The following is a 19,741-nucleotide window of genomic DNA, read 5'->3' as shown; positions in this document are numbered from 1 at the left end:
CAGGTTTGCTATGATTCACGCCCTCCGTAATGCCTGACCAGAGTAGTCCCATGTCCGATCGTAGCGCTCGTCTGCAAGCCCTTCACCAAGCCCTCAAGGAACGTATCCTGATCCTCGACGGCGGCATGGGCACGATGATCCAGAGCTACAAGCTTGAGGAACACGACTACCGTGGCAAACGCTTCGCCGACTGGCCAAGCGACGTCAAGGGCAACAACGACCTGCTGGTGATCACCCGTCCGGACGTGATCGGCGGCATCGAAAAAGCCTACCTGGATGCCGGCGCCGATATCCTCGAAACCAACACCTTCAACGCCACCCGCGTTTCCATGGCCGATTACGGCATGGAAGAACTGGCCTACGAATTAAACGTAGAAGGCGCGCGACTGGCGCGCAAGGTGGCCGACGCCAAGACTCTGGAGAACCCGGCCAAGCCGCGCTTCGTCGCGGGCGTGCTCGGTCCTACCAGTCGTACCTGCTCGCTGTCGCCTGATGTGAACAACCCTGGCTACCGCAACGTGACCTTTGATGAACTGGTGGAAAACTACACCGAAGCCACCAAAGGTCTGATCGAGGGCGGCGCCGACCTGATCCTGATCGAGACCATCTTCGATACGCTCAACGCTAAAGCGGCGATCTTCGCCGTGCAGGGCGTCTATGAAGAGCTGGGCTTCGAACTGCCGATCATGATTTCCGGCACCATCACCGACGCCTCCGGCCGTACCCTGTCGGGCCAGACCACCGAAGCGTTCTGGAACTCCGTCAGCCACGCCAAGCCAATTTCCGTGGGCCTGAACTGCGCCCTGGGTGCCAGCGAGCTGCGCCCGTACCTGGAAGAGTTGTCGAACAAGGCCAACACCCACGTTTCCGCGCACCCTAACGCCGGCCTGCCCAACGAATTCGGCGAGTACGACGAACTGCCGTCACAAACCGCCAAAGTCATCGAAGAGTTCGCCCAGAGCGGCTTCCTCAATATCGTCGGCGGCTGCTGCGGCACCACGCCAGGCCATATTGAAGCCATCGCCAAGGCCGTGGCCGGTTATGCGCCGCGCCCGATCCCGGACATTCCAAAAGCCTGCCGCCTGTCGGGCCTGGAACCGTTCACGATTGATCGCAGCTCGTTGTTCGTCAACGTCGGCGAACGCACCAACATCACCGGTTCCGCCAAGTTCGCCCGGCTGATCCGCGAAGACAACTACACCGAAGCCCTGGAAGTTGCCCTGCAGCAAGTGGAAGCCGGCGCCCAGGTGATCGACATCAACATGGACGAAGGGATGCTCGATTCGAAGAAGGCCATGGTGACCTTCCTCAATCTGATTGCCGGTGAGCCGGACATCTCCCGCGTGCCGATCATGATCGACTCCTCCAAGTGGGAAGTGATCGAAGCCGGCCTCAAATGCATCCAGGGCAAGGGCATCGTCAACTCCATCAGCATGAAGGAAGGCGTGGAGCAGTTCATTCACCACGCCAAGCTGTGCAAGCGCTACGGCGCGGCGGTGGTGGTGATGGCGTTCGACGAAGCCGGCCAGGCCGACACCGAAGCGCGCAAGAAAGAAATCTGCAAACGCTCCTACGATATCCTGGTGAATGAAGTCGGCTTCCCGCCGGAAGACATCATCTTCGACCCGAACATCTTCGCGGTCGCCACCGGTATCGAAGAGCACAACAACTACGCCGTCGACTTTATCAACGCCTGCGCCTACATCCGCGACGAGCTGCCGTATGCGCTGACCTCCGGTGGCGTGTCCAACGTGTCGTTCTCGTTCCGGGGTAACAATCCGGTACGTGAGGCGATTCACTCGGTGTTCCTGCTGTATGCGATCCGCAGCGGCCTGACCATGGGCATCGTCAACGCCGGCCAGTTGGAGATCTACGACCAGATCCCGGCAGAGCTGCGCGACGCCGTGGAAGACGTGGTGCTCAACCGCACGCCGGAAGGCACCGACGCCCTCCTCGCCATCGCCGACAAGTACAAGGGCGATGGCAGCGTCAAGGAAGCCGAAACCGAAGAGTGGCGCAGCTGGGACGTCAATAAGCGCCTGGAGCACGCACTGGTCAAGGGCATCACCACCCATATCGTCGAAGACACCGAGTTGTCCCGCCAGTCGTTCGCGCGCCCGATCGAAGTGATCGAAGGCCCGCTGATGTCCGGCATGAACATCGTTGGCGACCTGTTCGGCGCGGGTAAAATGTTCCTGCCGCAGGTGGTGAAATCCGCCCGTGTGATGAAGCAGGCAGTGGCCCACTTGATCCCGTTTATCGAACTGGAAAAAGGCGACAAACCTGAAGCCAAGGGCAAGATCCTGATGGCCACGGTCAAAGGCGACGTGCACGACATCGGCAAGAACATCGTCGGCGTGGTGCTGGGCTGCAACGGCTACGACATCGTCGACCTGGGCGTGATGGTGCCGGCGGAGAAGATCCTGCAGGTGGCCAAGGAGCAGAAGTGCGACATTATCGGGCTGTCCGGCCTGATCACGCCGTCCCTCGACGAGATGGTGCACGTGGCCCGCGAGATGCAGCGCCAGGATTTCCACCTGCCGTTGATGATCGGCGGCGCGACCACCTCCAAAGCCCACACGGCGGTGAAGATCGAACCCAAGTACAGCAACGATGCAGTGATCTACGTGACCGACGCCTCGCGTGCGGTGGGTGTGGCCACGCAGTTGCTGTCCAAAGAATTGAAGGCAGGCTTTGTCGAAAAGACCCGTCTGGAGTACATCGATGTTCGTGAGCGCACCTCGAACCGCAGCGCCCGCACCGAACGCCTGAGCTACCCGGCGGCCATCGCCAAGAAGCCACAGTTCGACTGGAGCACCTACACCCCGGTCACGCCGACCTTTACCGGTGCCAAGGTGCTGGACAATATCGACCTCAAGGTGCTGGCCGAGTACATCGACTGGACACCGTTCTTTATTTCCTGGGACCTGGCTGGCAAGTTCCCGCGCATCCTCACCGATGAAGTGGTAGGTGAAGCCGCCACCGCGCTGTACGCCGACGCCCAGGAAATGCTCAAAAAGCTGATCGACGAAAAGCTGATCAGCGCCCGCGCGGTGTTCGGTTTCTGGCCGGCCAACCAGGTGAAGGACGATGACCTGGAAGTCTACGGCGAAGACGGCAAGCCCCTGGCGACTTTGCATCACCTGCGCCAACAGATCATCAAGACCGACGGCAAGCCGAACTTCTCCCTGGCTGACTTCGTAGCGCCCAAAGACAGCGGCGTAACCGACTACGTGGGTGGTTTTATCACCACCGCCGGTATCGGCGCCGAAGAAGTGGCCAAGGCCTATCAAGACGCGGGCGATGACTACAACTCGATCATGGTCAAGGCCCTGGCCGACCGCCTGGCCGAAGCCTGCGCCGAATGGCTGCACCAGCAAGTGCGTAAAGACTACTGGGGTTATGCCAAGGATGAGCAACTGGACAACGAAGCACTGATCAAGGAGCAGTACAGCGGCATCCGCCCTGCCCCCGGCTACCCGGCGTGCCCGGATCACACCGAAAAAGGCACCTTGTTCCAACTGCTGGACCCCGAGGCCCGTGAAATGGAAGCCGGCCGCAGCGGCGTGTTCCTCACCGAGCACTACGCGATGTTCCCGGCGGCGGCAGTCAGCGGCTGGTACTTCGCCCACCCGCAGGCGCAGTACTTTGCCGTGGGCAAGATCGACAAGGATCAGGTCGCGAGCTACACCGCGCGCAAGGCCCAGGACTTGAGCGTGAGCGAACGCTGGCTGGCGCCGAACCTGGGGTATGACAACTAAGGGCCACTAACATCAAGGCCGCCAGCTCTGGCGGTCTTTCTTTACCGCTGCCCCGATGACGAAATGCGTTTTCCTGTGCCGGACCGATCACCGGTCTTGCCCAGGAAAAAGGATTTCGTCATGCCCACTCCCGCCCAAGCCATTCACGAACGTTTTGCAACACGCCCGACCCTGATATCCGTAGTGTTCAACGCACTGCGTACGCATTTCCCGACGCTGGACCTGCTGACGGTCAAGCTGGCTCGCCCGCAACCTGCAGGTGGCTTTACGTTCGAGCTGCTGCTGAACGTCGCTATCGCTCACGTATTGAACCCGCAACCACTGGGCCTGCAAACGGGCTTTCTCACGCAAAACCCGCCCCAGCGCCTGTCTACGCCCACTATCGACATGACAGTGTTGGCTGGCCTCATCGACGCACTGCCCGCCACGCTGTACATCCACTTCCAACAGGCCCTGGTGGATTACTGGAGTGTCACCGACAGCCACGGCAGCAGCCGCTGGCAGTGGCTGGCCGAGTGGCTCAATGGCCAGATGAGTGCCGCGGCAACCGGGGGGCCGGGCCTGAGCGAGGCACACCGGGAAATGCTGTCCCTCGTCGCCCGCTGGCCGCAGGTACACAGACGAATGTCCCGCTCCACCCCGGCGGTCTACGTTTACTTCGTCGAAACAACCCTGACCCAGGCCGGCCGACAAGTGCAGTTGCTCACCCCGGATCTACTGCTGGTACGCGGCAGGCAGGTGCTGTTGTGCGAAACCAGCGGTGAGATGACGGGATTCGATGATATCGATGCTTTCGGTGCCGCTTGGGGGGAGCGGATGAAACGCCGCTTTCAGTTCGACAGCCTCACCTGGCGGCGCAACGAACCCGATGACAATGTGTTCGAGCGCCAGGCCGGCCTGATTCTCAACCAGCAACTGGAAGACCTCGCCCGAGTGTCGTTCCAGCAGCCAAGCGAAGCCGTACTGGAGGCGCACCTGAATAGACTCACGGACCCCGCGTTGCTTTTCTCCAGCCTTACGGTGCCCCCTGCTCTTTTCAACCAAGTGAACAGTCGGCTTCCCGAGTGGCTCAAGCAAGCCGGCGCGGACGATCGCTTTGCCTATCACCGCCACTTGCAGGACATGGCACAGGTACTGAAACAGAACCAGGGCCGCACATTCAACGAAGGTATTGAAAATATCCTGCTCTTCAGTCGCGAGGCGCTGCGCGAACAGATGCGTGCCGATCATGGCGAGCTCGACCCCGACGATGTATCGCTGAACTTCGCCGTAGCGGCAGGCTATCCCGGTGGCGCCGGGTTTATCACCCATGTGCGCCTGTCACTCACCGCGTTTGCGCTGAAGAACCTTGCCGGCAAACCCAAGGGCGCGCTGACATTATCGTCCCTCAGCGGGAAACCACTGCCAGCGTGGCTGACGGAAAACTACTTGATGAGCAGTGACGGGCTGATCCAGCGCGTCGATATTGGCAGCGCCTACCCGCAGAAGCTCAAGGACCTGCTACTGAGCGACAGCGTCGATGCGCGTCGCCGGGAGTTGCTGTTTGTGCACGAACTCAAGGCCAGGCTGCCCATGCAGGCACTGGAGTTCAAGATCCGAGGTCTGTACGGGGTGACCACCACGGGCTATCGATACGTGAAAGCGCTGATGGCAGATTCGCCTGCGGATCGGATAGTTGACGACAAGGAAGTGGTCCTGCGGCCCCTGGCACTACGCCGCAAAGCCGAGTCCGTGCCGGACCCTGCGAACAACATGTTTATCATCGAGCCACGTGACGCAAGCATTGGCCCGCACCTGCTCTATCGGCCACTGTACGCCGAGGCACTGCACGAATTCCCTACACGCCAGGCCTTGCTCGACGCGATCGCCGCACCGGGTGAGCTCCAAGACAGCGTATTGATCTGGCTGAGCGACCAGGCGCGACCGATCTACGCCCATGGCGGGATCAAGGAACCGCACATCATCCGATTCCTCCACGGCGACGAGTTCTCGACGCCGGACAAACCAGCCCCTGCCTCTCTGGCCGTGGACGACGGGGCAGAGGAATGGTTGCAGTCCCAGCTCAATGGCCTGCTGCCCAACCACTTGTTCGGCAGCACCGCAAGGGCGCTGGTTGATTTGGCCGACCGCGAATCGGTGTCCAACAGCGAAAGCCGCTGGGCCATTGTGATGGAAGGCGCGTGGCTGTTATTCAACACCCTGCTGCTGCCATTGGTGCGCGGGCCAGCGATGCTGGCCGGATGGTTCCTGGTGTTGGTCGACAGCCTGGAACAGGATCTGGCAGGGCTGGACAGCACCGACCCGACCACCCGGGAACTGGCACTGATCGACCTGCTGCTCAATTGTGCCATGGTGCTGCTGCATGGCAGCGCTACGCCAAAGCCACTGGAACCCCTTTCCCAAGGTGATAACACGCTGCACTTGGCCTCATGGGCCAGACCGGCGGGCACGGCCCACGAGTCAGATACGCCGGTCATCAAACAGGGGGGAGTGGCACTGCCGGGTGAGCCGCCGGCAAGCGGGCATACCGCACTGGACTTCATCCAGTCGCTTGCCAGCCCAAAGGCCAGTGCAAACCTGTTGCAGGCCCTGCTCCAAGTGAGTGTGCCATGGCCAGCGTCGCTGCCGACCGCCAAAGCCAGCGGCCCGCTCAAGGGCCTGTACCGTATCGGCGACACCTGGCATGCCAGCGTCGGCGGATTGTTGTTTCAAGTCAGCGTGATACCCGGCTTCGCGGAGGTCTACCTGGTGCATCCACTGCACCCTCTGCGTCCGGGGTTCAAATTGACCAGCGACGGCCAGGGCCATTGGCGACTGGACCGACGGCTACACCTGGAGGGTGGAATGCCCAAGGAACGCCTCGGCGAATGGCAGAAACAGCATGATGAACAGGTCAAGGTACTGAGCGCCGAGCTGGCGACGCTGGGTAAACAACTGGTGGACAATGACAACAATGCCCAGCCCTTTCTAGAGGCCGTGAATGTCGCCCGCGCAAAGCTGGTCGCGCAGAAGCAGGATCTGCGGCGGATCTGGGTCCTGCTCGGCAGGGCGCTTCCAGCACTACGGGACAGAGTCGCCGAACGACATCAACAGCAACAGCAACTGACCGCACAAGCCAGTGTTGAATTCGACCTCGCCATCGACAACTACCTGGCCAATACCAGAGAGTATTTTCCAGTTGCACAACAGTACCTGGCCAAGGCTGAGGCCTTGATGGCAATCGATAGAAAGGATCAGAAACACAAGCGCATGCGCGACATCGCCAAAAGTTACATCCAGAGTCACTGGGGGGCACTCTACGATATCCAACTACAAAAGTTTTCAGACACCTATGAAACCGCGCGCGGTGAAAGCATCAGCGAACTCAAGGAGCGATCCAGTGCCGAACTGGCGCAAAACATTACCGACGGCTATGAGGAACTGTTGCGCTTCTGGAAAGCGTTGCTTGAGATATTCCAACAGATGCATGAGCCAGCGCAAAGAATCGAAACCCTGCGCCAACAGGCAGACCCGGCACTGCGCAAATTCCTGCAGGATGAAAAACCCGATTACGCACCTATTTCTTCGGTCGGCATCAAACAGAACACCTTGTTGTTCCTGTCAGAGCTGGTGTTAAGGCGTGACCACCACACCCGTGAGTCGGCCGAATATCCTTTCGTCGCAGAATTGTCGGACCTCAACAGGGACAAGGTCATCTTGTCCTACGCAGAAGTCTACGGCACCGCCGACTACTCGACCTCCGAGCAATCGGAGGTACTCAAGGGCGTACTGGACCTGTACGAACGCCTACAGAACGCCGTGGTATCGCTGAAGGAAATGGATTCCGGGTTCGTGCGCGAAGAATATCGAACATTGTTTCTGGAGCATCTCGGGGAAGCCCGCAGCGGCCTTGAAACCCAATTGGCTGATTTGATCCTGGTGGATGAAGGGTTCGCCCCATTACCCAATGCCGCCAGATTTACACGCGTCAAGCCACCCACCAAAATCGTGTTCAAGACACGCGGCCGCGAAGTGCTGGTGGGCGACTTACGCCCCGCTTCGCCGGATAACCCTGGCAGGCGTGTCGATATTCAGAACCCTATCAGCAAAACAGTCGTCGCGACTTACCTTGAACACGCTGCCGAAGGCGTGTGGGTCGAAGTAGTCCCGGCCGCCACGCCAGGACCACTTCCAGCACATGTGGTGCGCACGGTCGAGACGATCAGGAATGAAGCACGAAACATCATTGGTCGCAGGCCTGGGGTCGAGCACACCATCCGCGCCCAGCAGAGAAAACTTCAGGACCCGACCCGTCGAGAAGAAATCCGGCCTCTGGAGTGGGAAGAGATGCTGACCCCGCTGGCCAATCAGCTTGAAGGCCTGGCCAACGAGGTCCAGCGTGACCACTCCACCCATGGGGACGCTGGCGTATTGGTAAAGGCTTATCGCGACGAATCCAGAGCCTTGCTAGCGCTGGCACGGGAACTGTGCAGCGAAGGCTACAAACAGCAACGCCCCAGGGCTGCCAATATCGCGTACCTGTGGAAGCACGGTTTCGTCGACATCAACTTGGTACGCCGCCGCGCGCCGTTGAAGGCTGGCGATTTCCTTACCGAGTACGCGATACGTGACAAAAGCGCGATCAAGGCTGGAAAGAAAGCCGAGGACACTGTGTTGTGGTACGCGCACTTTCATTACCCGAGCGCTAACACGCCGGCGTTGCAACCTGCGTTCGGCCACTTGAAAACCAAAGAGGAGCGCCTGTTCACACGCAAACAGTTGATAGAACAGGCCCGTGAAAACAACCACCAGGTGGTGACACTGGAAAAAGCCGTGATCAACCCACCACTGGATCGCGAGCTGTTCTTGAACCTGGAGCCGCCAAAGCGCTGAGCGGCAGATTGACTATGCTGTGGAGCAGGGTTTGGGAAACGAGGCCATTATGGAAGATCCAATCGATAACAAACCGCCAACCTTCTGGCAGATGCTCCACAGCGTCATGGCCGCCGCCTTTGGCGTGCAGAGCGGCAAGAACCGCGCCCGCGACTTCACCCACGGCAAGCCCAGCCACTTTGTGATACTGGGCATTCTGTTCACGGCGGTGTTTGCGCTGATGCTGTTCGGCATCGTGCAACTGGTACTGCACTTTGCCGGCGTCTAGCGCAGCAACAGGTTCAGGCTAAACGGATAGCGGTAAGACAGCGGCTTGCCCACGGCGGACAACGCCCGGAAATTCACCGTCGCGGTCGGCTCCAGCAGGCGTTGAGCCTGGGTGGGGTTGATCAGTTGAAACAACGCCTCCTGGCGGTCGCGCCCGCCATAAGCACCGATGTCGACGCCCTTGGCATCATCATTGATCAGCACCATCGCCCACCCGCCCAGGGTGAAATGCCCAGCGACCAACGTCGTTAGACGCCCATCCAGACGCGCCTTCAGTATTTCAGGCGAGCTGTTAAGCGCGCTGAACAGCACCTCTTTTCCCTGCGTTCGGCCGCTGTCTTGCAGGGCCTGCATGGCACCCAGTGCCATTTCATCGTTGGCCGACCACACCAGCGCCGTCTGCGGGTAACGCTTGAACAACTGCGTTGCTTGCTCAAAGGCGCGCTGGCGGCTCCACTCACCGTAAACCAACTGACGCAGGCGCACTTCAGGGTGTTGGGCCAAAGCGCGGTGCAAGCCCCGCTCACGCAACTGCGCGGCCGGAGTGTTCTTGACCCCGGAAAAGGCCAGCAGGTCGAGGGACTCGCCCGGCGCAAGCGCGCGATGCTGGCGCAGCAAGTCGGTGAGCATCAGGTAGCCGGCCTGCTCGTCGTCGGCCACCAAGCTGACAATCCACGAGGCGTCATCGCGGGCATCCAGCAATTGCACTTGATCGGGGGTCAACGCGTTATTCACGATCAGCAACTTGACCCCGCTGCCCTGGGCCATGCGCAAGATCTGCGGGGCGACATATTGCTCATTCACCAGCACTAGGTAATCGGGCCGTTCGGCGCCTTGCAATGCCTCCCGAGCCTGGGCCAGGGTGTTTCGCGCATCACGCTCCGAAAAACGCACACGCAAATCCAGGCCGAGGTCCTTGGCGGCGGCCTGCATGAATTGCGCGTAGCTGACCCAGAAGGTTTCCGTCGACGTGCCAGGATTGAGAAACACCACCGACGTGGCATGGGCCATCGCCCCATACATCGATCCCAGCAACCACACACACGTAATCAGAACCTTCAACATGCTTGTTCAAGCCTTGAGCGTTGACCACCATGATAGTGGCAATGCGACAGTCAATCGAGGCTCAATCAGCGCTCTTTATTGGTGGCTAACCCAGAAAACGGCAGTTCCCACCACCAGGATTATCAAAAACAAAATGGCCCAGGCATCAACGGTACTGTCAGGTTTACGGGCTTTGGTTGAATTGCTCATCGCATCGCCTCTTGTCGGTTTTATAGGTGATTGCAGTCAAACACGATCACAGTAAAGTTGACGATTGCCCGCATGACAAATGTGGGTATGGCGATAACGGTTCTCATTAGTCGATTTGGTTATTTGCATATACTCAAACATCACTTTTGCGCATAAACGCAAACTGGTATCGTGCGCCGGCTCCGTTGGGAGTGCGCGGCCGTGCGCGCAGATTTGCCGAGAACAGGACCTATATGTACGTATACGACGAATACGATCAGCGCATCATCGAGGACCGCGTCAAGCAGTTCCGTGATCAGACCCGACGCTACCTGGCAGGTGAGCTGAGCGAAGAAGAGTTCCGCCCTCTGCGCCTGCAAAATGGCCTTTATGTTCAGCGCTTTGCGCCGATGCTGCGGGTGGCCGTGCCCTATGGCCAGCTGACGTCGCGCCAGACGCGCATGATGGCCAAGATTGCCCGTGACTTCGACAAAGGCTATGCCCACATCAGTACTCGCCAGAACGTACAGTTCAACTGGCCGGCGCTGGAAGATGTGCCAGACATCCTGGCTGAATTGGCCACCGTGCAGATGCACGCTATCCAGACCAGCGGTAACTGCCTGCGCAACGTGACCACCGACCAATTCGCCGGTGTTGCCGCCGACGAACTGATCGACCCACGCCCTTGGTGTGAAATCGTCCGCCAGTGGACCACCTTCCACCCGGAATTCGCCTACCTGCCGCGTAAGTTCAAGATCGCCATCAATGGCTCGACCTCGGACCGTGCCGCAATCGAAGTGCACGACATCGGCCTGGAGCCGGTGCACAACGCAGCCGGTGAGTTGGGCTTCCGTGTATTGGTGGGGGGTGGCCTGGGCCGTACTCCGGTCGTCGGCGCCTTCATCAACGAATTCCTGCCATGGCAGGACCTGTTGAGCTACCTCGACGCCATCCTGCGGGTCTACAACCGCTATGGTCGTCGTGACAACAAGTACAAGGCCCGGATCAAGATCCTGGTAAAAGCGCTGACCCCTGAGGTGTTCGCCCAGAAGGTCGACGCTGAAATGGAACACCTGCGCGGCGGGCAGACCACCCTGACCGAAGCCGAAGTCCACCGTGTGGCCAAGCACTTCGTCGACCCGCAGTACAAAGCCCTGAGCAATCAGGATGCCGAACTCAACAGCCTCGACCAGCAACACCCAGGCTTCGCCCGCTGGCGCACCCGCAACACTCTGGCGCACAAGCAGCCAGGCTATGTCGCGGTCACCCTGTCGCTGAAACCTACAGGCGTTGCACCGGGCGATATCACCGACAAGCAGCTGGACGCCGTCGCCGACCTGGCCGACCGCTACAGCTTCGGCCAACTGCGCACCTCCCACGAGCAGAACATCATCCTCGCGGACGTTGAGCAGAGCCAACTGTTCACCCTGTGGGGCGAACTGCGCGAAGGCGGTTTCGCCACGCCGAACATCGGTCTGTTGACCGACATCATCTGCTGCCCTGGCGGTGACTTCTGCTCCCTGGCCAACGCCAAGTCGATCCCGATTGCCGAATCGATCCAACGCCGTTTCGACGACCTGGACTACCTGTTCGACATCGGCGAGCTGGACCTGAACATTTCCGGTTGCATGAACGCCTGTGGTCACCACCACGTCGGCCATATCGGCATCCTGGGCGTGGACAAGAAAGGCGAAGAATTCTATCAAGTGTCCCTGGGTGGCAGCGCCAGCCGCGATGCGAGCCTGGGCAAGATCCTCGGCCCGTCCTTCGCCCAGGAAGCCATGCCCGAGGTGATCGGCAAGTTGATCGACGTTTACATCGAACAGCGCACCGAAGATGAGCGTTTCATCGATACCTACCAGCGCATCGGCATCGACCTGTTCAAGGAGCGCGTCTATGCAGCGAATCATTAAGAACAACGAAGTCCTCGACGAAACCTGGCACCTGCTGCCTAAAGACGCGAGCTTCGACGGTATTTCCAACTGCGATGACTTGATCGTGCCGTTGGCCCTGTGGCGTGAGCACGCGCATGCCCTCAAGGCCCGCGACGGCGGCCTGGGCGTGTGGTTGGACGCCGAAGAAGAAGCCGAAGAGATCGGTGACGATGTGGAACACTTCCAGGTCATCGCCCTGAACTTCCCGGCCTTCACCGACGGTCGCAACTACTCCAACGCGCGCCTGCTGCGTGACCGTTATGGTTACAAGGGCGAACTGCGGGCGATTGGCGACGTGCTACGCGACCAACTGTTCTACCTGCGCCGCTGTGGGTTCGATGCCTTCGCCTTGCGCGCCGACAAAGACCCATACGAAGCGCTGGAAAGCCTCAAGGACTTTTCGGTGACGTACCAGGCCGCAACGGATGAACCGCTGCCGCTGTTCCGTCGTCGCTAAACCTTGCAAATGAAAAAGCCCTGGCATGCCAGGGCTTTTTTATGAATTGCATTTAATCGACGCCAGCACCTGCTGCTGCCCCACTGAACACGGCACGCCTTCGGGCTGTGCTCGAACCGCCTCAATCACGCACAGCAATTGGGCCTTGTTGTGCGCCAGTTGCGCCTGCATCACCTCAATCTGCGCCACCTTGCGCTCCAGCCCTTCAATCAGCTCCTCCCGCTTGTGCTCGCCCTTGGTCGGCATCAGCGTTTTAAGCTCCTGCAAGGTAAACCCGGCCTGTTGTGCGCTCTGGATCAGTTGCAGGGTGTGCAATGCCTCCGGGGCATAACGCCGATAGCCGTTTGTCTGGCGACCCACCTGGCTGATCAGCCCCTCGGCTTCATAGAAGCGAATACGCGACGCCGCCAGACCGCTCTGTTTTGCCAACTCGCCGATATTCATCGCCACGCCCTGCTTGACATTAAAGTTAACTTTAAGCTTAGCCTGAGGCCTCCCCGTCCCAGGAGTCAACCCATGTCACCCTTTGAACCCTTGCAACTGCCCAACGGCCAGGTCCTCACCAATCGTATCGCCAAGGCGGCGATGGAAGAGAACATGGCGGATGTCCACCAAGCGCCATCCCGTGGTTTGAAGCGACTGTACAAGGCGTGGGCAGACGGCGAGCCCGGCCTGTTGCTGACCGGCAACGTGATGATCGATCGCCGCGCCATGACTGGGCCTGGCGGCGTTGCGCTGGAAGACGAACAGCACCTGGACAGCTTCCGCGAATGGGCTGACATTGCACGGGCCAAGGGTGTGCACTTCTGGGTGCAACTCAACCATCCGGGACGCCAGACCATGGCCAACCTGGGCCAGCAAGCATTGGCGCCTTCCGCCGTTGCGCTTGACCTTGGTGGCTTTTCGAAGATGTTTGCCAAGCCCAAGGCCATGACCGAGGGCGACATTCAAAGCGTGATCACCCGCTTCGCCACCAGCGCACGCCTGGCGGAAAAAGCCGGGTTTACCGGAGTACAAATTCATGCGGCCCACGGCTACTTGCTCAGCCAGTTTCTCTCGCCACTCAGCAACAAACGCACCGACCGCTGGGGCGGCGCCCTGGAGAACCGCGCGCGCTTGCTGCTGGAGGTGATCAAGGCTGTGCGTGCCAGCGTCAGCCCGTCATTTTGTGTGGCCGTGAAACTCAACTCGGCTGACTTCCAGCGCGGTGGCTTCGACGCGGCCGATGCGCGTGCCGTGGTCGAGTTGCTCAACTCGTTGCCCATTGACCTGCTGGAATTGTCCGGCGGCAGCTACGAAGCACCCGCCATGCAAGGCGAAGCGCGCGATGGCCGCACTCTGGCGCGTGAAGCGTATTTTCTCGAAATGGCCAGCGAACTGGCCGCCATCGCCAAGATGCCGGTAATGGTCACCGGCGGTATCCGCCGTTTGCCGGTGGTGCAACAGGTGCTGGACAGCGGTATCGCCATGGCCGGTATTGCCACGGCGTTGACCCTGGAACCGCAACTGATCAAACACTGGCGTGAGGGTCGCGACCTCAGCCCACAGCTGCAACCGATCCGCTGGAAACGCAAACCACTGGCCTCCCTCGCTACCATGGCTGTGGTGCACTACCAACTGCGACGCCTGAGCCAGGGACGCCAACCCAACCCGAACGTCGCGCCGTGGTGGGCACTGATCCGCGACCAGTGGCTCTCTGCACGCCGCACCCGTCAATACCGTGCCGCCATGACGCAATCTTCACATTAAAGGCGGAGCATTCGCCGTGCTCGAACTGTCCTCTACTGATCAGCAGCTATTCACCTCACTGACGATTGGAGTTCCTCATGGCGAAAATCAACTTGGCCCAGCAATTGGCGAACACCCTTGAACAGGCGGGCATCAAGCGCATCTGGGGCCTGACCGGCGACAGCCTCAACGGCCTGACCGACGCCCTGCGCACCATGGACAGCATCGAGTGGATGCATGTGCGCCACGAAGAAGTGGCTGCGTTTGCCGCCGGTGCCGAAGCCGCTGTCACCGGTGAGCTGACGGTGTGCGCCGGCAGCTGCGGGCCGGGCAACCTGCATCTGATCAATGGCCTGTTCGACTGTCATCGCAACCATGTGCCGGTGCTGGCGATTGCCGCGCAAATTCCGTCCTCGGAGATCGGCCTGAATTACTTTCAGGAAACCCATCCCCAGGAGTTGTTCAAGGAATGCAGTCACTTTATCGAGCTGGTGACCAACCCCGCGCAAATGCCTCAGGTGCTGCACCGTGCCATGCGTTCGGCGATCCTCAATCGTGGCGTAGCGGTGGTGGTGATTCCCGGCGATATCTCGCTGCTGGAAGTCGAAAACACACTCAAACCTTGGCCGGCCCTGCACGCGCCACGCGCGTTACCAGCAGAACAGGATCTGCAACGCCTTACCGAAATCCTCGACAGCAGCCAGAACGTCACCCTGCTGTGCGGCAGCGGTTGTGCCGGGGCCCATGATCACGTGGTGGCCCTGGCCGACGCCCTGGGAGCGCCGGTGGTTCACGCCTTGCGCGGCAAAGAGCATGTGGAGTGGGACAACCCGTTTGATGTGGGCATGACCGGCCTGATCGGTTTCAGCTCGGGTTACCACGCCATGCTCAACTGCGACACGCTGATCATGCTCGGTACCGACTTCCCCTATCGGCAGTTCTACCCGACCGATGCGAAAATCATCCAGATAGACCGTAACCCACAGGCGCTAGGACGCCGTACCACCCTGGACCTGGGCATTGCGGCCGATGTCAGCGAAACCATAGACGCGCTGCTACCACGCCTGACCCGCAAGACTGATCGCAGCTTCCTCGACACCTCGTTGAAGCACTATGAAAAGGCTCGCCAGGGCCTGGATGACCTGGCGCAGCCGTCCAAGGCTGACCGGCCGATCCATCCGCAATACGTGGCGCGTTTGCTCAGTGAGTTGGCGGACGATGATGCGATCTTCACGGCCGATGTGGGCTCGCCAACCGTCTGGGCCGCGCGTTATTTGAAGATGAACGGCAAGCGCCGTCTGATCGGCTCGTTCAACCACGGTTCCATGGCCAACGCCATGCCTCAGGCGATCGGCGCGCAAGCGGCCTTCCCTGGGCGGCAGGTGATCTCGCTTTCCGGTGACGGCGGTTTCGCCATGCTGATGGGGGATTTCATCTCCCTGGCGCAGTTGAAACTGCCGGTGAAAATTATCGTGTTTGATAACTCGTCACTCGGTTTCGTCGCCATGGAAATGAAAGCAGCGGGCTACTTGGATACTGGCACCGAGCTGAAAAACCCGGACTTCGCAGCCATGTCCAACGCCATGGGTATCCTGGGCATTCGCGTGGAGCAATCCGAAGACTTGGAGCCCGCCCTGCGCCGCGCCCTGGCCCATAACGGCCCGGTGTTGGTGGATGTGGTGACGGCGACCCAGGAGTTGGTGATGCCGCCGAGCATCAAGCTGGAACAAGCCAAGGGTTTCAGCCTGTATATGCTCAAGGCGGTGATGAGCGGGCGTGGCGATGAGGTCATTGAGCTAGCACGGACTAACTGGCTGCGCTGATCTGAATGTGGGAGCTGGCTTGCCTGCTCCCACATTAAACATCAGTGCCAGTTAACCCTGCTGTTTTTCAACCCATTTAGCGTAGGCATCAATGAACGCCTGCAAGAACGGCTTGGTCTTTTCCGACAGCTTGCCTGCCTCATCAAACACACTGCCCGCGCCGCCCAAGTAGGCTTCCGGCTGTTGCATGCACGGCACATCGAGGAACACCAGGGACTGGCGCAGATGGTGGTTGGCGCCGAAGCCGCCAACGGCACCCGGTGACACACTGATGACCGCCCCCGGCTTGCCGCTCCAGGCGCTTTGCCCGTATGGGCGGGAGCCTACGTCAATTGCGTTCTTCAACGGGGCGGGCACGGAACGGTTGTATTCCGGGGTCACAAACAGCACCGCGTCGGATGAGCTCACCTGTTTACGGAAAGTACTGTAGGCTGCGGGCGGCGCTCCTTGGTCGATGTCCTCGTTGTAGAGCGGCAAATCGCCAATTTCCACAATGTTCAACTTGAGGTTGGCAGGGGCCAGTTCGGCCAATGCCAGGGCGACCTTGCGGTTGATCGACTGTTTTCTCAAGCTGCCAACCAGGACGGCAATCGTGTAGACCTTGCTCATTGAGGTTTTCCCGACGTCTGACTAAAGGAGCTTGTAGTTATAGAACCTTCACGGCGTGTTCACCAGCAAGTTTTGATGATTTCCCAAGGGCTTGCCGCGCGGCAGCTAACGTAGGAAACGTCTGAACGTTTCAACGAATAGTATTTTTTTCCCATAGGTAAACTACCCCGCTCAATGACGGTCTACAGAACCGCAAATCGAGTGTTTATCTCCAGAGGTTCTAAACAGATGGCTGCAGTACTTGTCGGACAGTTCCATGCCAGAGACGCGGAAGGCCGCGTGTATTCGGTGCATGAGTTCCAGGAATCCAACCCGGCGCAGGACAGCCAGGCTGGCTCGATGCCTACCACCACCTACAAATTGGCCATTGGCGACCGCGTAGAAAAACTGGAGGGTAATGAGTTCAAGTTGATTCAGTCGGGCACCATTATTGTCCGTGAATCAGCAACTACCCTCGCGTCATAAGATCTCGCCTTAATCTACCTGCTCAGTCTCGGCCATTGATGGCGTCGACTGAGCCGGGCGATCAAGGTCTGCGGATCTCCGTCACTTCAGTACCCGCTCCGCCACCCATCTGTTTGAGCGTCACCACCAGCCGCCCTCTCTCGCCCTCGACGGCATACACCGAACGCGTGTAACCCGGCGAGTTGTACCCAGGGTACGCAACTACCTGCCTGACTAACGCAATCTCCAGCACCGCCCCCACCTGCTCGCCGACCTGTTCCTGGGAACGGATAAACGCCTCAAGTGCGAGGTTTTCCGGGGTGTGTTCATCGTGATTATTGAAGAGATAAGCAGCCGCACACCCCACGGTCACCAGGACCATAAGTTGCTTGGCCGTTACCCCGAAGAAGATCAAGGGTAGAGGCATATGAGACCAGACCTGTTTTTGTTGTAAGTGCCGAGTAACCGGCATTGGTCGTTGATGATCAGAAGCGCCATTCTAATCAGGTCAATGGGGAATACCAGATGAATCAGTGGTCGCCGTAGGCAATATCCTTGTTATCCCCTACACCACCCAACGTGCGATCTTTACCGAACGAGAACAGGTCGAAGGGCGTATTAAGCTGGGTCGGTGGATAGTGATACTGATAGGCAACACCCCAAGGGTCGGCCAGTTGGTCTTCGTTGATGTAAGGCCCCTTCCATTTCGCTTCGCCTGCCGGTTGCGTGGCTAATGCCTCCAGCCCCTCCTCGTCCTCGGGGTAGCGCCCGGTGTCCTGGTGAAATTGCTCGACAGCTTTGCCCAACGCGCCCAGCTGGGTCTTCGCCAAGGCTATCTCCGCCTGAATCACATTGCCGAACAGCCGTGGCCCCACCGACAAGGCCAGTAGCCCGATGACGACCAACAACACCAGCACCGCCCAGCGTGTAAAACCACGCTGGGTGTGCAAGCGGTCAATTACTGCGGTTTTGCCGGACATTGCAACGCTCCCTCATTGTTCGTCGGTTATTACACACTTTATATGACTCGCAGGTTGCAGTGGCGAACACGCTTAACGGTAGATGACACCTACACCTGTGTTCTTTTTTGCCCAGCCATTGAATCCCTACCGCACTGAACATAGACTCCGGCGATGCGTTTACGTCATATCGAAGTGATTCAGGCCATCTTGCAGACCGGACACCTCGGCACGGCCGCCGAATGGTTGCAACTCCCCGTGGGCGATGTCGACGCCACGCTCAAGGATGCCGAGCAGCAATTGGGCTTCATGCTATTTGCCAGTGTGCGCGGGCGTTTGCAAGCAACACGCGAAACCCTTGAGCTGCAGGCTGAAATCGCCCACCTCTATGAAGCGCTGGAACCCGTGCAACGCCTGGCCAGCCGCTTGAAACACCATCAGGCCCCAACCCTGCGTGCCCTGTGCACCCCACCGCTGGCCAATCAGCTGTTGCCGCAAAGCATTGCGGTACTGCGTCGACGCTTCCAGGACACACCGTGCAATCTGTCGAGCCAGCCGACTCGAGAGATCGTCAAGAGCCTGCTGCTGCACGAAGCCGATGTGGGTTTGAGCTTGCATGACCCGCAACACCCGCAAATCCAAAGCACCGTCCTGGCCCAGGGTAAGCTGCAATTGCTCGCGCCTCACGGCTGGCTCAAACCCAAGCAAAAGTACATTGCGCTGCAGGACTTGGCCGGGCAATCAATGATTGGACTTGAGGGGCAAGACCCGTTGAGCCGCCTGCTGGACGCCAAGTTGCAAACGCTGCGCCCGCTGCCGGTAGTGCAAACCCGGGTGCAGACCTACCAGATGATGCGCAGCATGGTGGAGGCCGGGGAAGGCCTGGCGATTGTCGACCCGTTTACCGCCTTCGGCGCACGGGAGGCCGGGTTGGATGCGTGCCCGGTGTCGCCACCGATCATGGTCAACCTGTATGCATTGACGCTCAAGGATGGCGCGACCTCTCCTGCATTGAATGCATTGCTGGAGGTTGTCACGCAGAAGGCTGAGAGCCTGTTGGCAAGTTAGGGCTGCTCGACTTCCGTCTTGAACAACCGATACCAGAAAATCGCCACTTCGCGGGTTTGCGGATCAATCCCGCGATAACGCAGTTGATCGATCCCGCCCATCACATACCCGCAACGCTCATACAGGCGGCAGGCACCGAGGTTGTTGTTCTGGGTTTCCAGCATCATACCCGGCAGGTTTTTCTTGCGACTCCAGAACTGCGCCACATCCAGCAATGCCTTGGCTACGCCGTGACGGCGCCCGGGCAAGGCCACCGCCAGCTCATCGACATGGGCAAAGCCATTCCAATTGGTGCTGACCACAATATGCCCCACCGGACGATCATCGAGGTACGCCATAAAAATCGCGCTGTCAGGCGCATCGCGAAAACTGGCGAACTCCTCCGGGTCGATGCCATAACACTTGCGGTACGGCACGATGCGCTCCACGGCCCATTGATCGACGGGCTTACCTATCTCCGGCACGCCGTAGGCACTGACCTCAAAACTGAAATCATTGCCCCACACATAGGCATCAAAGCCCTCGTCGGCGACCCGTACACTGAGCCCCGGATACTTCGGGTTCATTACAGCTTGCATAACCTTCC

General features: G+C 59.5%; 15 protein-coding genes. 9 read left to right on the top strand and 6 right to left on the bottom strand.

The window, feature by feature from the left end; genetic code table 11:
- The first annotated feature begins 50 nt into the window (after window positions 1-50).
- From metH to BFL40_RS25680, 3 genes are all read left to right on the top strand, one after another.
- The gene (gene metH, locus BFL40_RS25690) at window positions 51-3,761 is read left to right on the top strand and encodes a methionine synthase (protein WP_071486563.1); all 3,711 of its coding nucleotides are present in this window, start codon (window positions 51-53) and stop codon (window positions 3,759-3,761) included.
- Between the two features lie 120 nt (window positions 3,762-3,881).
- On the top strand, window positions 3,882-8,633 hold the full coding sequence (locus BFL40_RS25685) for a dermonecrotic toxin domain-containing protein (protein ID WP_071486562.1): 4,752 nt from the start codon (window positions 3,882-3,884) through the stop codon (window positions 8,631-8,633).
- A 49-nt stretch (window positions 8,634-8,682) separates the two neighbouring features.
- Window positions 8,683-8,901 carry a DUF2970 domain-containing protein gene (locus BFL40_RS25680; protein ID WP_071486561.1) on the top strand — a complete coding sequence of 73 codons (219 nt, stop codon included), beginning with the start codon at window positions 8,683-8,685 and terminating at the stop codon, window positions 8,899-8,901.
- On the opposite strand, the gene BFL40_RS25675 is transcribed toward BFL40_RS25680, so the two are convergent.
- On the bottom strand, window positions 8,898-9,965 hold the full coding sequence (locus tag BFL40_RS25675; protein WP_071486560.1) for an ABC transporter substrate-binding protein: 1,068 nt from the start codon (window positions 9,963-9,965) through the stop codon (window positions 8,898-8,900). The genes BFL40_RS25680 and BFL40_RS25675 overlap by 4 nt on opposite strands.
- A 422-nt stretch (window positions 9,966-10,387) precedes the next feature.
- Here BFL40_RS25675 and BFL40_RS25670 point away from each other — a divergent pair, with 422 nt between their 5' ends.
- Both BFL40_RS25670 and BFL40_RS25665 read left to right on the top strand, forming a co-directional pair.
- Window positions 10,388-12,046 (top strand): nitrite/sulfite reductase, encoded by a 1,659-nt coding sequence (locus BFL40_RS25670; protein WP_071486559.1) that lies wholly within the window; start codon window positions 10,388-10,390, stop codon window positions 12,044-12,046.
- Window positions 12,030-12,524 (top strand): DUF934 domain-containing protein, encoded by a 495-nt coding sequence (locus BFL40_RS25665; RefSeq protein ID WP_033902261.1) that lies wholly within the window; start codon window positions 12,030-12,032, stop codon window positions 12,522-12,524. The genes BFL40_RS25670 and BFL40_RS25665 overlap by 17 nt, the downstream gene beginning before the upstream one ends.
- A 39-nt stretch (window positions 12,525-12,563) precedes the next feature.
- Here the strand turns inward: BFL40_RS25665 and BFL40_RS25660 are convergent, their stop codons facing one another.
- Window positions 12,564-12,968 (bottom strand): MerR family transcriptional regulator, encoded by a 405-nt coding sequence (locus BFL40_RS25660; protein WP_071486558.1) that lies wholly within the window; start codon window positions 12,966-12,968, stop codon window positions 12,564-12,566.
- 72 nt (window positions 12,969-13,040) lie between these two features.
- On the opposite strand from BFL40_RS25660, the gene BFL40_RS25655 reads away from it, so the two are divergent.
- Window positions 13,041-14,273, top strand: coding sequence for an NADH:flavin oxidoreductase/NADH oxidase family protein (locus BFL40_RS25655; RefSeq protein WP_071486557.1), 1,233 nt, complete (start codon window positions 13,041-13,043; stop codon window positions 14,271-14,273).
- 77 nt (window positions 14,274-14,350) lie between these two features.
- Entirely contained in the window at window positions 14,351-16,075 is a 1,725-nt protein-coding gene (gene poxB / locus BFL40_RS25650; RefSeq protein WP_071486556.1) for a ubiquinone-dependent pyruvate dehydrogenase, read from the top strand.
- Window positions 16,076-16,126: 51 nt separating this feature from the next.
- Here poxB and BFL40_RS25645 read toward each other — a convergent pair whose 3' ends face one another.
- A complete protein-coding gene (locus BFL40_RS25645; RefSeq protein WP_071486555.1) occupies window positions 16,127-16,684 on the bottom strand; it encodes an NADPH-dependent FMN reductase in 558 nt (185 codons plus the stop codon).
- A 228-nt stretch (window positions 16,685-16,912) separates the two neighbouring features.
- Between BFL40_RS25645 and BFL40_RS25640 the strand changes: the two genes are divergently transcribed.
- Window positions 16,913-17,149: a hypothetical protein gene (locus BFL40_RS25640; RefSeq protein WP_071486554.1), complete on the top strand. Its 237-nt coding sequence runs from the start codon at window positions 16,913-16,915 to the stop codon at window positions 17,147-17,149.
- Window positions 17,150-17,210: 61 nt separating this feature from the next.
- Here the strand turns inward: BFL40_RS25640 and BFL40_RS25635 are convergent, their stop codons facing one another.
- Together BFL40_RS25635 and gspG are read right to left on the bottom strand one after the other, a co-directional pair.
- Window positions 17,211-17,555: a hypothetical protein gene (locus BFL40_RS25635; protein ID WP_071486553.1), complete on the bottom strand. Its 345-nt coding sequence runs from the start codon at window positions 17,553-17,555 to the stop codon at window positions 17,211-17,213.
- A gap of 103 nt (window positions 17,556-17,658) precedes the next feature.
- On the bottom strand, window positions 17,659-18,108 hold the full coding sequence (gene gspG, locus BFL40_RS25630; RefSeq protein WP_071486552.1) for a type II secretion system major pseudopilin GspG: 450 nt from the start codon (window positions 18,106-18,108) through the stop codon (window positions 17,659-17,661).
- A gap of 153 nt (window positions 18,109-18,261) precedes the next feature.
- On the opposite strand from gspG, the gene BFL40_RS25625 reads away from it, so the two are divergent.
- A complete protein-coding gene (locus tag BFL40_RS25625; protein WP_071486551.1) occupies window positions 18,262-19,155 on the top strand; it encodes a LysR substrate-binding domain-containing protein in 894 nt (297 codons plus the stop codon).
- Here the strand turns inward: BFL40_RS25625 and BFL40_RS25620 are convergent.
- Window positions 19,152-19,721 (bottom strand): GNAT family N-acetyltransferase, encoded by a 570-nt coding sequence (locus BFL40_RS25620; protein ID WP_071486570.1) that lies wholly within the window; start codon window positions 19,719-19,721, stop codon window positions 19,152-19,154. The genes BFL40_RS25625 and BFL40_RS25620 overlap by 4 nt on opposite strands.
- Window positions 19,722-19,741: the final 20 nt, after the last annotated feature.

Source organism: Pseudomonas costantinii (assembly GCF_001870435.1).
Classification (GTDB): Bacteria; Pseudomonadota; Gammaproteobacteria; order Pseudomonadales; family Pseudomonadaceae; genus Aquipseudomonas; species Aquipseudomonas costantinii.
The sequence above is the reverse complement of the archived record's forward strand: the minus strand, read 5'-3'. Positions and strand labels throughout refer to the sequence as shown.

Coding starts and splice junctions, on each gene's coding strand:
- BFL40_RS25665 (WP_033902261.1), top strand. CDS start 12,030: ATGCAGCGAATCATTAAGAACAACGAAGTCCTCGACGAAACCTGGCAC.
- metH (WP_071486563.1), top strand. CDS start 51: ATGTCCGATCGTAGCGCTCGTCTGCAAGCCCTTCACCAAGCCCTCAAG.
- BFL40_RS25635 (WP_071486553.1), bottom strand. CDS start 17,555: ATGCCTCTACCCTTGATCTTCTTCGGGGTAACGGCCAAGCAACTTATG.
- BFL40_RS25680 (WP_071486561.1), top strand. CDS start 8,683: ATGGAAGATCCAATCGATAACAAACCGCCAACCTTCTGGCAGATGCTC.
- BFL40_RS25640 (WP_071486554.1), top strand. CDS start 16,913: ATGGCTGCAGTACTTGTCGGACAGTTCCATGCCAGAGACGCGGAAGGC.
- BFL40_RS25620 (WP_071486570.1), bottom strand. CDS start 19,721: ATGAACCCGAAGTATCCGGGGCTCAGTGTACGGGTCGCCGACGAGGGC.
- poxB (WP_071486556.1), top strand. CDS start 14,351: ATGGCGAAAATCAACTTGGCCCAGCAATTGGCGAACACCCTTGAACAG.
- BFL40_RS25660 (WP_071486558.1), bottom strand. CDS start 12,968: ATGAATATCGGCGAGTTGGCAAAACAGAGCGGTCTGGCGGCGTCGCGT.
- BFL40_RS25655 (WP_071486557.1), top strand. CDS start 13,041: ATGTCACCCTTTGAACCCTTGCAACTGCCCAACGGCCAGGTCCTCACC.
- BFL40_RS25625 (WP_071486551.1), top strand. CDS start 18,262: ATGCGTTTACGTCATATCGAAGTGATTCAGGCCATCTTGCAGACCGGA.
- BFL40_RS25670 (WP_071486559.1), top strand. CDS start 10,388: ATGTACGTATACGACGAATACGATCAGCGCATCATCGAGGACCGCGTC.
- BFL40_RS25675 (WP_071486560.1), bottom strand. CDS start 9,965: ATGTTGAAGGTTCTGATTACGTGTGTGTGGTTGCTGGGATCGATGTAT.
- BFL40_RS25645 (WP_071486555.1), bottom strand. CDS start 16,684: ATGAGCAAGGTCTACACGATTGCCGTCCTGGTTGGCAGCTTGAGAAAA.
- BFL40_RS25685 (WP_071486562.1), top strand. CDS start 3,882: ATGCCCACTCCCGCCCAAGCCATTCACGAACGTTTTGCAACACGCCCG.
- gspG (WP_071486552.1), bottom strand. CDS start 18,108: ATGTCCGGCAAAACCGCAGTAATTGACCGCTTGCACACCCAGCGTGGT.